Genomic DNA, 14259 nt, shown 5'->3' on the forward strand with positions numbered 1-14259 from the left:
GTTCCATTTTCTGACGCCCATGACCCAATCTCCCCCCGCCCTCGAAGTCCTCCCCCGCGACCTCTCCGCCTACCGCAAGGGCAACACCGGCGTCGACTACGTGCACCGCTTCGAGTCCGGCAAGCCCGGCCCGCACGTGCTGATCAACGCGCTGACGCACGGCAACGAAATCTGCGGCATGACGGCCGCCACCCACCTGCTCGACAACGACGTGCGCCCGAAGATCGGCACGCTCACAGTGAGTTTTGCCAACGTGGCAGCGTACGAGTCGTTCAACGAGGCGCTGCCCTTCGACAGCCGCCAGCTCGTGCACAACCTCAACCGCATCTGGTCGCCCGAGTGGCTCGATGGCACCGAAGACAGCCCCGAGCTGAGCCGTGCGCGCATCCTGCGTCCGGTGGTGGACGCGGCCGATCACATCCTCGACATCCATTCGACCAGCCAGCCCGTCGTGCCCTTCTGGGTCTACCCGGCATTCGAGCGCAACGCCAAGGTCGCACTGGCCATCGGCCGCCCGTCGGTGCACCTCGTGATGCCCGACGGCCTGGGCTCGGGCACGCCGCTGATCCAGTACGGCAGCCACGGCGGCCCGGACGGCAAGGGCGTGGCGATGGTGGTCGAGTGCGGCCAGCACTTCTTGCGCTCCGCGTCGGAACTGGCCACAGCCGTCACCTACGACTTCCTTGCGTACTTCGGCCTCGTCGACAAGGACCCGGCCACGCCGCCGCCCGAACCGCAGCGGCGCTTTCAGCTGCTGCAGACGTATGTCATCAAGTCGGCGGACTTTGCGTTCGTGCGGCCGCTGATCGGCTTCGAGACCTTTGCGAAGGGCGAGTTGATCGCCACCAACGGTGCGGAGGAAATCCGCGCGCTGTGCGACGACTGCACGATCTTCATGCCGGCGCAGCGCGCGATCGTGGGGCGCGAGGCGGTGTATCTGACCAAGCCGATTTGAGGCTGAGCCGGTCTCCTGTCTGCCTCAGGCCGCGATGAACAGCGCCGGGTCCACCATCGCCCGGTTCAGCATCACGGACCAATGCAGGTGCGGCCCAGTCACCCGGCCGGTCGCACCCACGGCGGCCAACGGCTCGCCGGTCTTCAGCACATCGCCGACTTTCACATCGACCCGGCTCAGATGGCAGTACATCGTGAGCAAGCCGCCACCATGGTCGAGCCACACGGTGCCGCCGTTGAAGAAATAGTCCCCCGTGTCGATTACCTTCCCGGGTAGCGGCGCCAGCACCGGCGTGCCTGTGCCCGCCGCGATGTCCATCCCGCTGTGCGGATTGCGCGACTGGCCGTTGAACACCCGGCGCAGGCCGAATGAACTTGAGCGGCGGCCCGGCACGGGCACGCGCATCTGCAGTGACGCATCCGCCCGCATGTCCGTGAGCGTGGCCATCACGGTGGCCTGGTGGTCGCGTTCGCGCTCGTAGCGGGCCTGGTCCTCGGGCGACAGGTCGACCGTGCGGGGCGCCACCGTCAGGCGTTGTTCGCGGTATTGCTTCGGGGCCACCGTGTAGGCGATCTGGCGCTCGGGCTTGCCTTCGGCGCGCATCGCGATGCTGGCCTCGCCGGGTTCGGCTGCGAGCGGAATGCCGACCAGTGCGGTCCATTCGATGGCATCGCCCAGCACCAGCAAAGGCACGTCGCCCGCGAAGGCCTGAGGCCGCTTCGCCGATGGGCCGAGCGACAAGCGGGCCACGCCGCCCGGCACCTGGGACGCGTGTGGCCATACGCCGGGCTGCGCCGGTTGTTTCTTCGTCTTGGCCGGGGTTGCGGCGTTGGCGTGCGTTGCGGGCAATGCAAGCAAGCCGATGACGCCGAGCACGGTGCTGCGGCGGTTCAGAACGAGGGAAGCGAGATCGGGGATGTGCATGGAAGAGGCTTGAAGAATGAATGAAGGTTGTACGGCTGTTCGTGCGTCGCCGCGCCGGTTGTCTATTCGCGCCAGGTGCCGGGCGCCAGTCCGTCGAGCGTATGAGGCCCGATGGCGGCGCGGATCAGGCGCAGCGTTGGCAGCCCCACGGCCGCCGTCATGCGCCGCACCTGGCGGTTGCGGCCTTCGCTGATCGCCAGCTCCAGCCACGCGGTGGGAATGCTCTTGCGCTCGCGAATGGGCGGCTGTCGCTCCCACACTTCGGGTGGTGGGTCGAGCAGGCGTGCCCTCGCGGGGCGTGTGAGGCCGTCGTTGAGCTGCACGCCGCTGCGCAAGGAGGTGAGTGCCGCTTCGGTCGGCACGCCTTCCACCTGCACCCAGTAGATCTTCTCCATCTTGAAGCGCGGATCGGCGATGCGTGCCTGGAGCTTGCCGTCGTCGGTGAGCAGCAGCAGGCCCTCGCTGTCGGCATCGAGCCGGCCGGCGACGTAGACGTCAGGGATGTCGATGAAGTCTTTCAGGCCACGCCAGCGGCCCTCGGGCGTGAACTGGCTGAGTACGCCGTAAGGCTTGTTGAAGCGGATCAGGCGGGAAGAAGGGCTCGGAAAATTCATTGGCCGACAGGATAGCCTGGGTCTGTCCTGCAACATTCGATGGCCCTGGTAGCTCCAATCGGTTCATCACACAGGAGAACCTGGAATGACGATGCGAAGCTTCATCCATCTTGCCTGCGCCGCGATTGCAGGCCTTCTGCTGGCGGCGTGCAACAGCCCAGGCATCCGCGTGGGCGGCGCGCCCGAGGCGAGCGTCAAGAACTGCGTGGCTGCGGCTGCGCGCGAACTCAGGGTGCCGCCGGGCAGCATCGTCGCGGACAAGGGGACGACGCCGCGCGACGGCGTCTACACGATCAACCTGAAGGTCGGGCCGCAGGGCCGCTCCGCCGTGTGCACCACCGATGAGAACAGCGCGGTGATCGGCGTGATCTACAAGCGGCCCGAATAAATAGCCAGGAACGACCGGGTTACTTGCCCCAGCTGTCCCGCATGCCGGCCGCGCGGTTGAACACCAGCTTGCCGTCCGTGCCGCCCTTCGAATCGCGCACGAAGTACCCGTGCCGCTCGAACTGGATCCCGACGCCGGGTTCGGCCTTGGCCAGCGAAGGCTCGACGAACGCCGAGCAGACTTCAAGGCTCTGCTTGTTCAGCTCGTCCAGCAGCTCGCCGCTGCCCGGGTTCGCTGCCGCGAACAGCCGCTCGTACAGCCGCACTTCGGCCTGCACTGCATCCGCAGCCGCCACCCAGGTGATGTTGCCCTTCACCTTGATCGCGTCCGCGCCCGGCGTGCCGCTCTTGGTGTCGGGCACCAGCGTGGCCTGCACTTCGACGAGCTTGCCGCTCGCATCCTTGGTGCCGCCGGTGCATTCGATGACGTGGCCGTACTTCAGCCGCACCTTGTTGCCGGGGAACAGGCGGAAGAAGCCCTTGGGCTGCACTTCTTCGTAGTCGGTGCGTTCGATCCACACCTCGCGGCCGAGCTTGAAGTCGCGCTTGCCCATTTCGGGGTGGTGCGGGTGCACGGGCGCCGAGCAGTCGTCGAGCACGTCGTCGCCGCCCATCAGCTCGCCCCAGTTGGTGATGACGAGCTTCACCGGGTCGAGCACGGCCATGGCGCGCGGGGCGACGGGGTCGAGGGTGTCGCGCAGCGCGGCTTCGAGGCTGGCGTAGTCGATCCAGCCGCCCGACTTGGTGGTGCCGCTGCGCTCGCAGAACAGGCGCAGCGCCTCGGGCGTATAGCCGCGGCGGCGCAGGCCGGCAATGGTGGGCATGCGCGGGTCGTCCCAGCCGTCGACGTATTTTTCTTCGACCAGCTGGCGCAGCTTGCGCTTGCTGGTGAGCACGTGGGTCACGTTGAGGCGCGCGAATTCGTACTGGCGCGGATGCGGGCTGGCGACGAGGCCGCCTTCGGCGAGGCGGTCGAGCAGCCAGTCGTAGAAGGGGCGCTGGTCTTCGAATTCCAGGGTGCAGATGGAGTGGGTGATCTGCTCCAGCGCATCTTCGATGGGGTGCGCGTAGGTGTACATCGGGTAGATGCACCACTTGTCGCCGGTGTTGTGGTGGGTGGCCCGGCGCACGCGGTACAGCGCGGGGTCGCGCATGTTGATGTTGGTGCTGGCCATGTCGATCCTGGCGCGCAGGATGGCGGCGCCGTCGGCCACCTGGCCGTCGCGCATGGCGCGGAAGCGCGCCAGGTTTTCTTCGGGCGTGCGGGTGCGGAAGGGGCTGTCGGTGCCGGGCGTGTTGAAGTCGCCGCGGTTCGCGCGCACTTCGTCGGCGGTTTGCTCGTCGACGTAGGCGAGGCCGGCGCCGATGAGGTATTCGGCGGCCTCGTACATGAAGTCGAAGTAGTCGCTTGCGAAGTATTCGTGCGGCTGCAGCGTGCCGGGGGCGCTGGGGCGGTCGGCTAGGTAGGTTTCGTAGCCGAGCCACTTCACCGCGTCGCGGATGGAGTCGACGTATTCCTGGTCTTCCTTCTCGGGGTTGGTGTCGTCGAAGCGCAGGTGGCTCACGCCGCCGTATTCCTTGGCCAGCTCGAAATTGAGCCAGATGCTCTTGGCGTGGCCGATGTGCAGGTAGCCGTTGGGCTCGGGCGGAAAGCGCATGCGCACCTTGGCCGGATCGACCATGCCCTGGGCGTGATGGGCGGCGTTGCCGGGCGAACCGCCCCATTTGCGGCCAGAATAGGCACCCTGTGCGAGGTCGTTCTCGATCACGTGGCGCAGGAAATTGCTCGGGGCAGCGGTCGTTTTGGCGCCGTTTTTGTCGGTCGGGGAGGTCATCGTTGCATTTTAGGGGTCACCCCCTATGAGTTACCTTTGGCAACGTTCTTCACATTGCCCGGTGCACCCCCTTTGCAATTGCCGCGTTCAATACACACATGGGCGGTTCACACCCGAACGCAGCCCACCGTAACAAGGAGTCCGAATCATGAGCCTCACACGTTCAACCTTCTTCAAATGGGCCGCCGCAGGCGTCGTGGCAGCCGGTGCATTGTTTGCCGCCACTTCGGCCAGCGCCCGCAGCGACGTCAGCTGGTCCATCGGTGTCGGCGTTCCCGGCGTGGCTGTGGGCGTGGGCGGTCCGGCCTACTACCCGGCCCCGGTCTACGCGCCGCCGGCCCCTGTCTATTACGCCCCGCCAGCGCCCGCCTACTACGCGCCGCCGCCGGTGTACTACCGTCCGGCCCCGGTCTACTACGCTCCGCCGGCGTATTACGGCCCGCGCTACTACGGTCGTGGCTACTACCGCGGCCATGGCCACTGGCGCTAAAACGCCACGGCATTCGTGACTGAATGAAAAAAGCCGGCCCCGAAAGGGCCGGCTTTTTCTTTGGGTGCGCCTTGGCCGATTTCACATGGCGCGAAAGAGATGGGCGTACAGGCGGCTGACCGGAATCTTCTCCGCCCGCCCCCGCAGCATCAGATGAAGCTTGCCGGCCTCGTCGCGATGCACCGACTCGATGGCCGCGCTGCGCACCACCACCGCCCGGTGCACCTGCCAGAAGGTGTCGGCATCGAGCTGGGGCAGCAACTGCTTGAGCGGCGTGCGGATCAGGTATTCGTGCGTGGCGGTCAGCACGCGCAGGTATTTGTCGGCCGCTTCGAAATACAGCACCTCGTCGATGGGCACCATGCGCACGGTGCTACCGCCGGCGTCGCTGGCGGCGATCATGCGCAGCGGGGCGGGGGCGGCCGCAGTTCCGGCACCGGCGGCCGTCAGCACCTGGCGCCATTGGGCGAGCGTCTGTTCGAGCGCCGCGTCGGCCAGGGCGGGCGTGGGCTCCGGTTGTCGCGCGGACAGCGCCTGCTGCAGCCGGCTCACGGTCTTGCGCAGGCGCTCGGGCTGCAGGGGCTTGAGCACGTAGTCGATGGCCTGCGCATCGAAGGCGCGGGTGGCGTATTCGTCATAAGCCGTCACGAACACCAGCTGCGGCATTGGCGCCTCGTCGGTGGGCCAGCAATCGGCCAGTTCGGCGGCGGCGCCGAGGCCGTCGAGGCCGGGCATGCGGATGTCGAAGAACAGCACCTGCGGCAGCAGGCGCAGCGCTTCGCGCACGGCGCTGCGACCGTCGCCGGCGGTGGCGACGATCTGCAGTTCGGGCCAGACAGCGGCCAGTTCGGCCTTGAGGGCCTGCGCGAGCAGGGGCTCGTCTTCGGCGATGAGGGCGGTGGGGTTCATCTTGTCGCTGTTGTTGTGTCGTGTTCAGGCAGGCGTAGGGAAGCTCAGCGTGGCGCTGGTGCCGCCGCTGGGCGAGGGCGCCAGCTTCATGTGCCCCCGGTCGCCGTACATGGTGGCCAGCCGGTCGCGCACCTGCTCCAGCCCGAAACTGCTGCCTTCCGAAGGCGGCGCTGCATCAAGGCCCACGCCGGTGTCGCTCACCTCGATCACCAGCTGGCCCGCTTCCCTGCGGGCGCGTACGACAATCTCGCCGCCTTCCACCTTCGGCTCCAGCCCGTGGCGGATGCTGTTTTCCACCAGCGGCTGCAACAGCAGCGGCGGTACGGGCGCATCGCGCAGGTCTTCCGGCAGGTCGAGCGTGTAGCGCAGGCGTTCGCCCATGCGCACCGACATCAGTTCCAGGTAGTCGCCCAGCCGCTCGAACTCGGCCGACAGCGGATGCGACAGCGCGCGCGAGCCGCTGAGCGTCATGCGCAGGTAGCTGTTGAGCCGGTCGAGCATGGCCACGGCGCGCGGCGGGTCGACGGTGATCAGCACGCGCAGGTTGGCCAGCGTGTTGAAGAGCATGTGCGGCTCCAGCTGCGTTTCGAGCAGCTTGAGCCGCGCCTCGGTGGCGTTGCGTTGCGCCAGGTCGATCTGGCTCTGCATGTGCTTGCTCTTGCCGAGGCTGTAGAAGAAGAAGCACATGCCGACCGTCGCGATGATGGTGATCGTGACGCCGGTGGCCAGCTTGTGGCCCTTAAATTCGAGAAAGTCGAATGCGGGTGCGCCGAACAAGGCGTCGCCGATGAGGTTGCCGACAAAGAAGCCGACGGCCGCGCCCGCCGCGATCAGGAGAAAGCCCCCCGGCCATCCGGGCCAGAGGTTTTCACGGTGCCCGCTGATCAGGAGCCGGCCGCCGTCGATGAACAGCCAGCTCACGGTGCCGATCGACAGCGAATAGACCAGGTGGCCGGCCCAGTTGCCGCCGCCGGTGATGGTCATCACGGTGGCAATGAGGCAGCAGAAGACAGCGGTGATCAGGCCATGCCGCAGCATGGACTTCAGGTTTTCAGCCCTGAACCTTTGGTTGGTGGCAGCCTGGTCCAGGCTCACCCGCGGTTCCCGGCGTCCAGCGCGCGGCGTTCGCGCTCCACCAGCCTGTCGTAGAAGCCGCCGCCGGGCGCCACGAACCAGACGACGGCGCCGTGGATCAGCAGGCCCAGCCCCCAGCCCATGAGCGGGTACATCGCCCAGGTGCGGCCGTTTGCGGCCGAGATCGTGACGAGGCCCAGGTTGACCACCACGTAGACGAAGGCGTGGATGTACCAGCCCATCTTGGCGCCGGCGCGGCGGCGTGCGAGGCGCTCGACGTCGGAGCGGGAAGAGTTCGATGCAAGAGAAGTCATGACAGCTCCTTGTATTGGACAGGAATGAAATCGGAAGAGGCGGGCTGCGGCGACTGTGGCGGCGGTGCCGCCTGCAATGCCGCGCGCTGCCGCAGTTCCTCGGTCGTCTCGCCAGGCCCGTCGGGCTTCCAGCCCGGCGGCTTCACGAGGTAGCCGACGAAGGCGCGCACCGAGCGGGCCGATGCCAGGTCGCGCAACAGCGCGCGCCACTGGCTGAACTCGATCTCGAAGAGGTTGTGCGAGGTGATCGGGTTCACCAGCCCGTAGCGGCAGGGAAGGTCGGCGCGCTCCGGAATGTAGGTGCCGAACAGGCGGTCGAACACGATGAGCACGCCGCCGTAGTTGCCGTCCAGGTATTCCAGGTTCGAGGCGTGGTGCACGCGGTGGGCCGAGGGCGTGTTCAGCACCCATTCGAGGGGCCCGAGGCGCGGGATCCAGGTTGCGTGAATCCAGAACTGGTACAGCAGGTTCAGCGTGAGCATCAGCAGGATCACCCGGGGCGGCATGCCCAGGAGCGGCGCCAGCATGAAGAAGGCCAGCGTGCCGGTGAGGCGGCCGGTCCAGCCGAAGCGGTAGGCGGCCGACAGGTTCAGCTGGTTCGGCGAATGGTGGATGGAATGGGTGCACCAGAACCAGCGCACCCGGTGCGCCGCGCGGTGGTACCAGTAATAGCAGAACTCCTGGCCGATGAAGCAGGCGGCCCAGCCGCTCCAGTGGTCCATCGGCAGGGTGAAGAGGCGGTGGTCATAGAACCAGTTCATCGCGCCGGTCCAGAAGGCCAGCGGCAGCAGCCAGCGCAACGGGTACTCGCGCACAAGAAAGTCGACCACCGAGACGCCGGCCGCCTTCCAGTCGTAGCTGCGCCAGCCGTTGCGCCAGGACAGCACGAGCGCCTCGGCAATGGAGGCGACGAGCACCACCGTGACGGAGATCTTGAGGATCAGCAAGAGCGCGTTCATGGTGGCGGGTCCTGGATGAAAGTCGTGGCCGAGGGAATCTTAGGCCGCGCGGGCCGTGGCCGACATAGCGTCAGTGCGGATGGCCAGCTTCCACAGGCGCACCGCACGGGCCGCGAAGACACCGCTGAAGGCGCCGTACAGCACCGGGATCACGAGGCCGAAGGCGGCTTGCTGGCGCACCTCGGGGTGCATGGCCAGGGCCACGCCCACCACGTACTTGGTCAGGAAGATGCCCATCATGAGCATCAGCGGCACGGGGCTGCCGGCCACGTGGAAGCGGCGCTCGGCCGCGTCGTAGCGGGTGGTGGCGGGCAGCGGGCGTTGCAGCACCAGCGCCAGCATCACCACCGCGGCAGCGGCCCAGCCCAGCAGGGCGCCGAAGGAATCGCCGAAGACGGAGACCACGCCGTAGATCGACAGGGCGCCCATGGCCACCGGCATCAGCGTGACGCGGCTCAGGCTCACTTCGTTGGTGAGCAGCTGCTTGGCACCGAGCCACAGCAGCAGGAAGAACACGGCGAACACCCACTTGGGCGTGTGAAGGATGATTTGCATCAGCATGGTGGCGCTCCGTTGGAAGTGGAAGAAATCTTGAAGAAAAAGGGCGGAAGGGAATCGATGGAGTGGACTGTGCCGGCCCCCGCCCGCCCCAGCCACCGGCTTGCGACGGAATGCATGCATGCGGCGCGAATTGCAGCCGGGCGGCGTGAATTGCGGATGCCGTGCGGACAGCTTTACCGTCGCTTTACGGCGCAGCAAAGAGCGGGACTACCATTCCGCGCTGTACTACCCCGGTCCGCACCCCCTGCATCTTTCGCACGCACCGCCCATGGAACAAGAAAAACCACCCGAGCCTCTGCCTTCCACCGTCTCGCCAACACATCCGACGGTGCGCAGACGCCGGTGGGTGGGCGGGCTGCTGACCCTGCTGCTGCTCGTGGCGCTGGGTGCCGGCGCCTGGTATCTGATCCAGCGGTCGAAGACGCCCGCGGCCGGCCCCGGTGGCGCTCCTGGCGCCGGCCGGCAGGGTGGTGGGCCCGGTGGGCCGGGCGGCCCGGGTGGGCGCGGCGGCGGGGCCTCCAGCACGGTCGGCGTTGCCACGGCCAGGCAGGCCGACATCCCGGTGCAACTCGAGGCGCTGGGCACCGTCACGCCGCTGGCCAACGTGATCGTGCAGCCGCAGGTGTCGGGCGTGCTCACGGCCGTGCTCTTCCAGGAAGGACAGATGGTCAAGAAGGGCGACGTGCTCGCCACCATCGACCCGCAGCCGTTCCAGAACGCGCTGGGGCAGGCCAGCGGGGCGCGGCAGCGCGACGAGGCGCAGCTGGCGGCGGCGCGCGTCACGCTGCAGCGCTACCAGACCCTGCTGGGGCAGGACTCCATCGCCCGGCAAGACGTCGACACGCAGGCCGCGCTGGTCAAGCAGCTCGAAGGCACCGTGGCCATCGACCGCGCCAACGAGAACACGGCCAAGCTCAACCTGGCCTGGAGCCGCATCACCGCGCCGGTGAGCGGGCGCATCGGCCTGCGGCCGGTGGACGGGGGCAACTACATCTCCACCGGCACCACCAACGGCATTGCGACCATCACGCAGATCGCGCCCATCGACGTCGAATTCGCCATTCCGCAAGACCGCGTGCCCGAAGTGCAGGAGCGCCTCGCCCAGGGCGCCAAGCTCGACGCCACCGCCTTCGACCGCACGCGCACGCGCCAGCTTGCGAACGGAGCCTTCTCCACGCTCGACAACCTGGTCGACACCGCCACCGGCACCGTCAAGGCCAAGGCCCGATTCGCCAATGCCGACAGCGCGCTGTTCCCGAACCAGTTCGTCAACCTGCGGCTGCTGCTGCGCACCGTGGCCAGCGCGGTGGTGGTGCCGGTCACGGCGCTGCGCCACGGCCCCAACGGCGACTACGTGTATGTGCTGAACGAAGACAGCACGGTGTCGCAGCGGCCGGTGACACGCGGCGAATCGAGCGTGGACAACGTCGCGATCATGTCGGGCCTGAAGGCCGGCGAGCAGGTCGTGACCGAAGGCGGCGACCGGCTGAAGGACGGCGCGCGCGTACAGACCCAGGTCGAACGCCCGGCCGGTGCGGCGTCGGCGCCCGCGAGCGGTTCGCGCCGTGGACAACACCGTCAAGGCGGCGCGGCGGCACCGAAGGGCGGCGCATCAGGTGCGTCAGGTGCATCGGGCCCGGCTGCTGCCGCTCCCGCAGCGGAACCCGCAACACCCGCCAAGCTCCCGACCGCCGAGCAGCGCCAGCGCATGCTCGACGCCGCCAAGGACGACCCGCAGCAACTGGAGCGCCGCAAGCGCTTCCTCGAAGCACTGGACCGTGGCGACCCGGCGGCACTGGAGCGCTGGCAGCGCATGTCCGAAGGCGGTGGCGAAGGTGGCCAGGGCGGGCGTCGCCCATGAGCGGTCGCAGCTGCAGCCGTAGCGCGGAGGCTGTCCGGTGAACCCGTCACGTCCGTTCATCCTGCGGCCGGTGGCGACCTCGCTGCTGATGGTCGCCATCGTGCTGGCCGGCCTGGTGGCGTTCCGCTTCCTGCCGCTGTCGGCATTGCCGCAGGTCGACTACCCGACCATCCAGGTGCAGACGCTCTACCCCGGGGGCAGCCCCGAGGTCATGAGCAACACCGTCACCGCGCCGCTGGAACGCCAGTTCGGCCAGATGTCGGGGCTCGACCGCATGAGCTCGACCAGCGCCGCGGGCGTGTCGATCATCACGCTGCAGTTCTCGCTGGGCCAGACGCTCGACGTGGCCGAGCAGGAAGTGCAGGCCGCCATCAACGCCGGCGGCTCGCTGCTGCCGGCCGACCTGCCGGCGCCGCCCGTGTACGCCAAGGTCAACCCGGCCGACGCGCCGGTGCTCACGCTTTCGATCACGTCCGACACGCTGCCGCTCACCGAGGTGCAGAACCTCGTCAACACCCGGCTCGCGCAGAAGATCAGCCAGGTCTCGGGCGTGGGGCTGGTCTCGCTCAGCGGCGGGCAGCGCCCGGCGGTGCGCATCCAGGCCAACACGCAGGCGCTGGCAGCCAACGGCATCGGGCTCGACACGCTGCGCACAGCCATCTCGGCAGCCAACTCCAACGGCGCCAAGGGCAGCTTCGACGGCCCCAAGCGCGCCTACACCATCAACTCGAACGACCAGCTGCTCACGGTCGACGACTACAAGAACCTCATCGTCACGTACAAGAACGGCGCGCCGATCCGCATGGTCGACGTGGCGCAGGTGGTCAACAGCGCCGAGAACAACCAGCTGAGCGCCTGGGCCGGCAACAAGGCCGACGGCACCAACAAGCTGTCGCCCGCGATCATCATGAACGTGCAGCGCCAGCCCGGCGCCAACGTGATCGCCACCGTCGATGCCATCAAGAAGCAGTTGCCCGAGCTGCAGGCCGGCTTGCCCGCAGGGCTGAAGATCGAGGTGCTCAGCGATCGCACGGCCGGCATCCGCGCGTCGGTCCAGCACGTCGAGATGGAACTGGTGCTGGCCGTGGTGCTGGTGGTGCTGGTGATCTTCGCCTTCCTGGGTAGCCTGCGCGCCACCGTCATCGCAAGCATTGCGGTGCCCATCTCGCTCATCGGCACCTTCGGGCTGATGTACCTGCTGGGCTACAGCCTGAACAACCTGAGCCTGATGGCGCTGACCATTGCCACCGGCTTCGTGGTGGACGACGCGATCGTGATGATCGAAAACATCGCGCGCTACATCGAAGAGGGCGAAAAACCGCTGCAGGCCGCGTTCAAGGGCGCGACGCAGATCGGCTTCACCATCATCTCGCTGACCGTGTCGCTCATCGCGGTGCTGATTCCGCTGCTCTTCATGGGTGACGTGGTGGGCCGCCTGTTCCGTGAGTTCGCGGTGACGCTGGCCATCACCATCCTGATCTCGGCCGTGGTGTCGCTCACGCTGGTGCCGATGATGTCGGCGCGCTGGCTCAAGCACGAAGAAAAGAAAGACCCGGCCGGCCATGGCTTCGGCGCGCGCGCGCAGCGTTTCTTCAGCGGCGTGATGGAGCGTTACGACCGCTCGCTGCACTGGGTGATCGAGCACCAGCCGCTCACGCTGCTGGTCGCGCTGCTGACCATGGTGCTGACGGTGGTGCTGTACCTCACGATCCCGAAGGGCCTGTTCCCTACGCAGGACACCGGCCAGCTGCAGGCCCGCGTGCAGGCCGCGCAGGACGTGTCCTTCGACCGCATGTCGCAGCTGCAGTTGCAGGCGGCGCAGGCCATTCTCGAAGACCCCGAGGTCGAGAACCTCAGCTCCTTCGTTGGTGTGGACGCGGCCAACAACACCATGCTGCACACCGGCAGCATGCTCATCAACCTGACGAAGAGCCGCGGCAACCAGCAGGACGTGATGGACAGGCTGCGCGAGCGCGTGCGGCAGGTGGCCGGCGTCACGCTGTACCTGCAGCCCACGCAAGACCTGACCATCGACGCCGAGACCGGCCCGACCGAGTACCGCGTGTCGCTGGAGGGCGTAGACAGCGCCGCGATCACCGAGTGGATGAAGAAGCTCGTGGCGAAGCTGCAGACATCGGACAAGGTGCGCAACGTGAGCAGCGATGCCGGCGCGCAGGGCTTGGCGGCGTTCGTCAACGTGAACCGCGACACCGCGGCGCGGCTGTCGATCACGGCCAGCACGGTGGACGATGCGCTGTACAGCGCCTTCGGCCAGCGCATCGTGTCGACGATCTTCACCGAGACAAACCAGTACCGGGTGATTCTCGAAGCGCGTCCCGGCATGGTGAATACGCCGCAGACGCTGGGGCAGCTGAGCCTGATCGCCGGCTCCGGCACCGCGACGCCGCTGTCCGCGATTGCGGACATCACCGAGCAGCAGGCGCCGCTGCAGATCACGCACGTGGCGCAGTACCCGGCGAGCACGCTGAACTTCGATACGGCGCCCGGGGTTTCGCTTGGGTCTTCGGTCGATGCGATCAGGGCGGCTGCGAAGGAGATCGGGCTGCCCAGCAGCGTGACGATGACCTTCCTGGGGGCTTCAGGGGCGTACGAGAAGTCGCTGTCTAACCAGTTGTGGCTGATTCTGGCGGCGGTGGTTTGCGTGTACATCGTGCTGGGGGTGCTGTACGAGAGCTACGTGCATCCGCTGACTATCTTGTCTACGCTGCCTTCGGCCGGCGTCGGGGCCTTGCTTGCCTTGATGATCACCGGCAACGACCTGGGGGTGATCGGGATCATCGGGATCATTCTGCTGATCGGCATCGTGAAGAAGAACGCGATCATGATGATCGACTTTGCTATCGATGCTGAGCGGACTCAGGGGAAGTCTCCTCGGGAGGCTATTCATCAGGCTGCTTTGCTGCGGTTTCGGCCTATCTTGATGACTACGCTGGCTGCCTTGTTTGCGGCCGTTCCCCTGATGCTGAGCTTCGGCGAAGGTGCTGAATTGCGGCGTCCGTTGGGGTTGGCGATTTTTGGGGGGTTGATCGTCAGCCAACTGCTGACCTTGTTCACTACGCCTGTGATCTACCTTGCGTTTGATCGGTTGGGTGGGGGGAGTTCTCGGCGGGCTGTGATTGAGGAGGAAGCGGTTTGAGCCGGTTTTTCTCTTGCTGCTTGTTTGCTTTCCGGGGCCGGGTCTCGCCCCGGCGGGCGACCTACTTTTCTTTGCTTCGCCAAAGAAAAGTAGGCAAAAGAAAGGCGACCCTACTGTCTGCGTCCCTTCGCTTCGCTACGGGCAACCTGCGGTGCTCGACTGCGGAGGGGGTCCGCAGAACTCGCTCCACTGCGTTGCGCTCAAACAGCTGCGGCCCTG

Annotated in this window: 13 protein-coding genes; 5 read left to right on the forward strand and 8 right to left on the reverse strand. The window is 67.1% G+C overall.

What is annotated here, in order from left to right:
• Positions 1-19 precede the first annotated feature (19 nt).
• Positions 20-955: a M14 family metallopeptidase gene (locus AC07O3_RS32395; RefSeq protein ID WP_495341293.1), complete on the forward strand. Its 936-nt coding sequence runs from the start codon at positions 20-22 to the stop codon at positions 953-955.
• A 24-nt stretch (positions 956-979) separates the two neighbouring features.
• Here AC07O3_RS32395 and AC07O3_RS32400 read toward each other — a convergent pair whose 3' ends face one another.
• Both AC07O3_RS32400 and AC07O3_RS32405 read right to left on the reverse strand, forming a co-directional pair.
• Positions 980-1879 (reverse strand): peptidoglycan DD-metalloendopeptidase family protein, encoded by a 900-nt coding sequence (locus AC07O3_RS32400; protein ID WP_495341294.1) that lies wholly within the window; start codon positions 1877-1879, stop codon positions 980-982.
• A 62-nt stretch (positions 1880-1941) separates the two neighbouring features.
• Entirely contained in the window at positions 1942-2493 is a 552-nt protein-coding gene (locus AC07O3_RS32405) for a pseudouridine synthase (RefSeq protein ID WP_093059185.1), read from the reverse strand.
• An 85-nt stretch (positions 2494-2578) separates the two neighbouring features.
• On the opposite strand from AC07O3_RS32405, the gene AC07O3_RS32410 reads away from it, so the two are divergent.
• Positions 2579-2881 (forward strand): hypothetical protein, encoded by a 303-nt coding sequence (locus tag AC07O3_RS32410; protein ID WP_495341295.1) that lies wholly within the window; start codon positions 2579-2581, stop codon positions 2879-2881.
• A gap of 19 nt (positions 2882-2900) precedes the next feature.
• On the opposite strand, the gene AC07O3_RS32415 is transcribed toward AC07O3_RS32410, so the two are convergent.
• Positions 2901-4715 (reverse strand): glutamine--tRNA ligase/YqeY domain fusion protein, encoded by a 1815-nt coding sequence (locus AC07O3_RS32415; RefSeq protein WP_097199542.1) that lies wholly within the window; start codon positions 4713-4715, stop codon positions 2901-2903.
• Positions 4716-4863: 148 nt separating this feature from the next.
• Here AC07O3_RS32415 and AC07O3_RS32420 point away from each other — a divergent pair, with 148 nt between their 5' ends.
• Entirely contained in the window at positions 4864-5205 is a 342-nt protein-coding gene (locus AC07O3_RS32420; protein WP_093059189.1) for a hypothetical protein, read from the forward strand.
• Positions 5206-5286: 81 nt separating this feature from the next.
• Here the strand turns inward: AC07O3_RS32420 and AC07O3_RS32425 are convergent, their stop codons facing one another.
• From AC07O3_RS32425 to AC07O3_RS32445, 5 genes are read right to left on the reverse strand one after another with little or no spacing between them, the layout of a single operon-like run.
• Complete coding sequence (locus AC07O3_RS32425; RefSeq protein WP_307617253.1) at positions 5287-6114, reverse strand: LytR/AlgR family response regulator transcription factor; 828 nt, start codon at positions 6112-6114, stop codon at positions 5287-5289.
• A gap of 24 nt (positions 6115-6138) precedes the next feature.
• A complete protein-coding gene (locus AC07O3_RS32430; RefSeq protein WP_495341296.1) occupies positions 6139-7152 on the reverse strand; it encodes a sensor histidine kinase in 1014 nt (337 codons plus the stop codon).
• Between the two features lie 53 nt (positions 7153-7205).
• Positions 7206-7502 (reverse strand): 2TM domain-containing protein, encoded by a 297-nt coding sequence (locus tag AC07O3_RS32435; protein WP_097199539.1) that lies wholly within the window; start codon positions 7500-7502, stop codon positions 7206-7208.
• Entirely contained in the window at positions 7499-8461 is a 963-nt protein-coding gene (locus AC07O3_RS32440; RefSeq protein WP_495341297.1) for a sterol desaturase family protein, read from the reverse strand. The genes AC07O3_RS32435 and AC07O3_RS32440 overlap by 4 nt, the downstream gene beginning before the upstream one ends.
• Before the next feature lie 39 nt (positions 8462-8500).
• On the reverse strand, positions 8501-9022 hold the full coding sequence (locus AC07O3_RS32445) for a DUF6622 family protein (protein ID WP_093059199.1): 522 nt from the start codon (positions 9020-9022) through the stop codon (positions 8501-8503).
• Positions 9023-9290: 268 nt separating this feature from the next.
• Between AC07O3_RS32445 and AC07O3_RS32450 the strand changes: the two genes are divergently transcribed.
• Both AC07O3_RS32450 and AC07O3_RS32455 read left to right on the forward strand, forming a co-directional pair.
• Positions 9291-10883 carry an efflux RND transporter periplasmic adaptor subunit gene (locus AC07O3_RS32450; RefSeq protein ID WP_495341298.1) on the forward strand — a complete coding sequence of 531 codons (1593 nt, stop codon included), beginning with the start codon at positions 9291-9293 and terminating at the stop codon, positions 10881-10883.
• 37 nt (positions 10884-10920) lie between these two features.
• Positions 10921-14040 carry an efflux RND transporter permease subunit gene (locus AC07O3_RS32455; protein WP_495341299.1) on the forward strand — a complete coding sequence of 1040 codons (3120 nt, stop codon included), beginning with the start codon at positions 10921-10923 and terminating at the stop codon, positions 14038-14040.
• Positions 14041-14259: the final 219 nt, after the last annotated feature.

This window comes from Variovorax sp. GW821-FHT09D05, assembly GCF_059416325.1.

Bases quoted from the DNA above. Each gene is read 5' to 3' on its own strand.
- AC07O3_RS32395 (WP_495341293.1), top strand. From the start codon at position 20: ATGACCCAATCTCCCCCCGCCCTCGAAGTCCTCCCCCGCGACCTCTCC.
- AC07O3_RS32400 (WP_495341294.1), bottom strand. From the start codon at position 1,879: ATGCACATCCCCGATCTCGCTTCCCTCGTTCTGAACCGCCGCAGCACC.
- AC07O3_RS32405 (WP_093059185.1), bottom strand. From the start codon at position 2,493: ATGAATTTTCCGAGCCCTTCTTCCCGCCTGATCCGCTTCAACAAGCCT.
- AC07O3_RS32410 (WP_495341295.1), top strand. From the start codon at position 2,579: ATGACGATGCGAAGCTTCATCCATCTTGCCTGCGCCGCGATTGCAGGC.
- AC07O3_RS32415 (WP_097199542.1), bottom strand. From the start codon at position 4,715: ATGACCTCCCCGACCGACAAAAACGGCGCCAAAACGACCGCTGCCCCG.
- AC07O3_RS32420 (WP_093059189.1), top strand. From the start codon at position 4,864: ATGAGCCTCACACGTTCAACCTTCTTCAAATGGGCCGCCGCAGGCGTC.
- AC07O3_RS32425 (WP_307617253.1), bottom strand. From the start codon at position 6,114: ATGAACCCCACCGCCCTCATCGCCGAAGACGAGCCCCTGCTCGCGCAG.
- AC07O3_RS32430 (WP_495341296.1), bottom strand. From the start codon at position 7,152: ATGCTGCGGCATGGCCTGATCACCGCTGTCTTCTGCTGCCTCATTGCC.
- AC07O3_RS32435 (WP_097199539.1), bottom strand. From the start codon at position 7,502: ATGACTTCTCTTGCATCGAACTCTTCCCGCTCCGACGTCGAGCGCCTC.
- AC07O3_RS32440 (WP_495341297.1), bottom strand. From the start codon at position 8,461: ATGAACGCGCTCTTGCTGATCCTCAAGATCTCCGTCACGGTGGTGCTC.
- AC07O3_RS32445 (WP_093059199.1), bottom strand. From the start codon at position 9,022: ATGCTGATGCAAATCATCCTTCACACGCCCAAGTGGGTGTTCGCCGTG.
- AC07O3_RS32450 (WP_495341298.1), top strand. From the start codon at position 9,291: ATGGAACAAGAAAAACCACCCGAGCCTCTGCCTTCCACCGTCTCGCCA.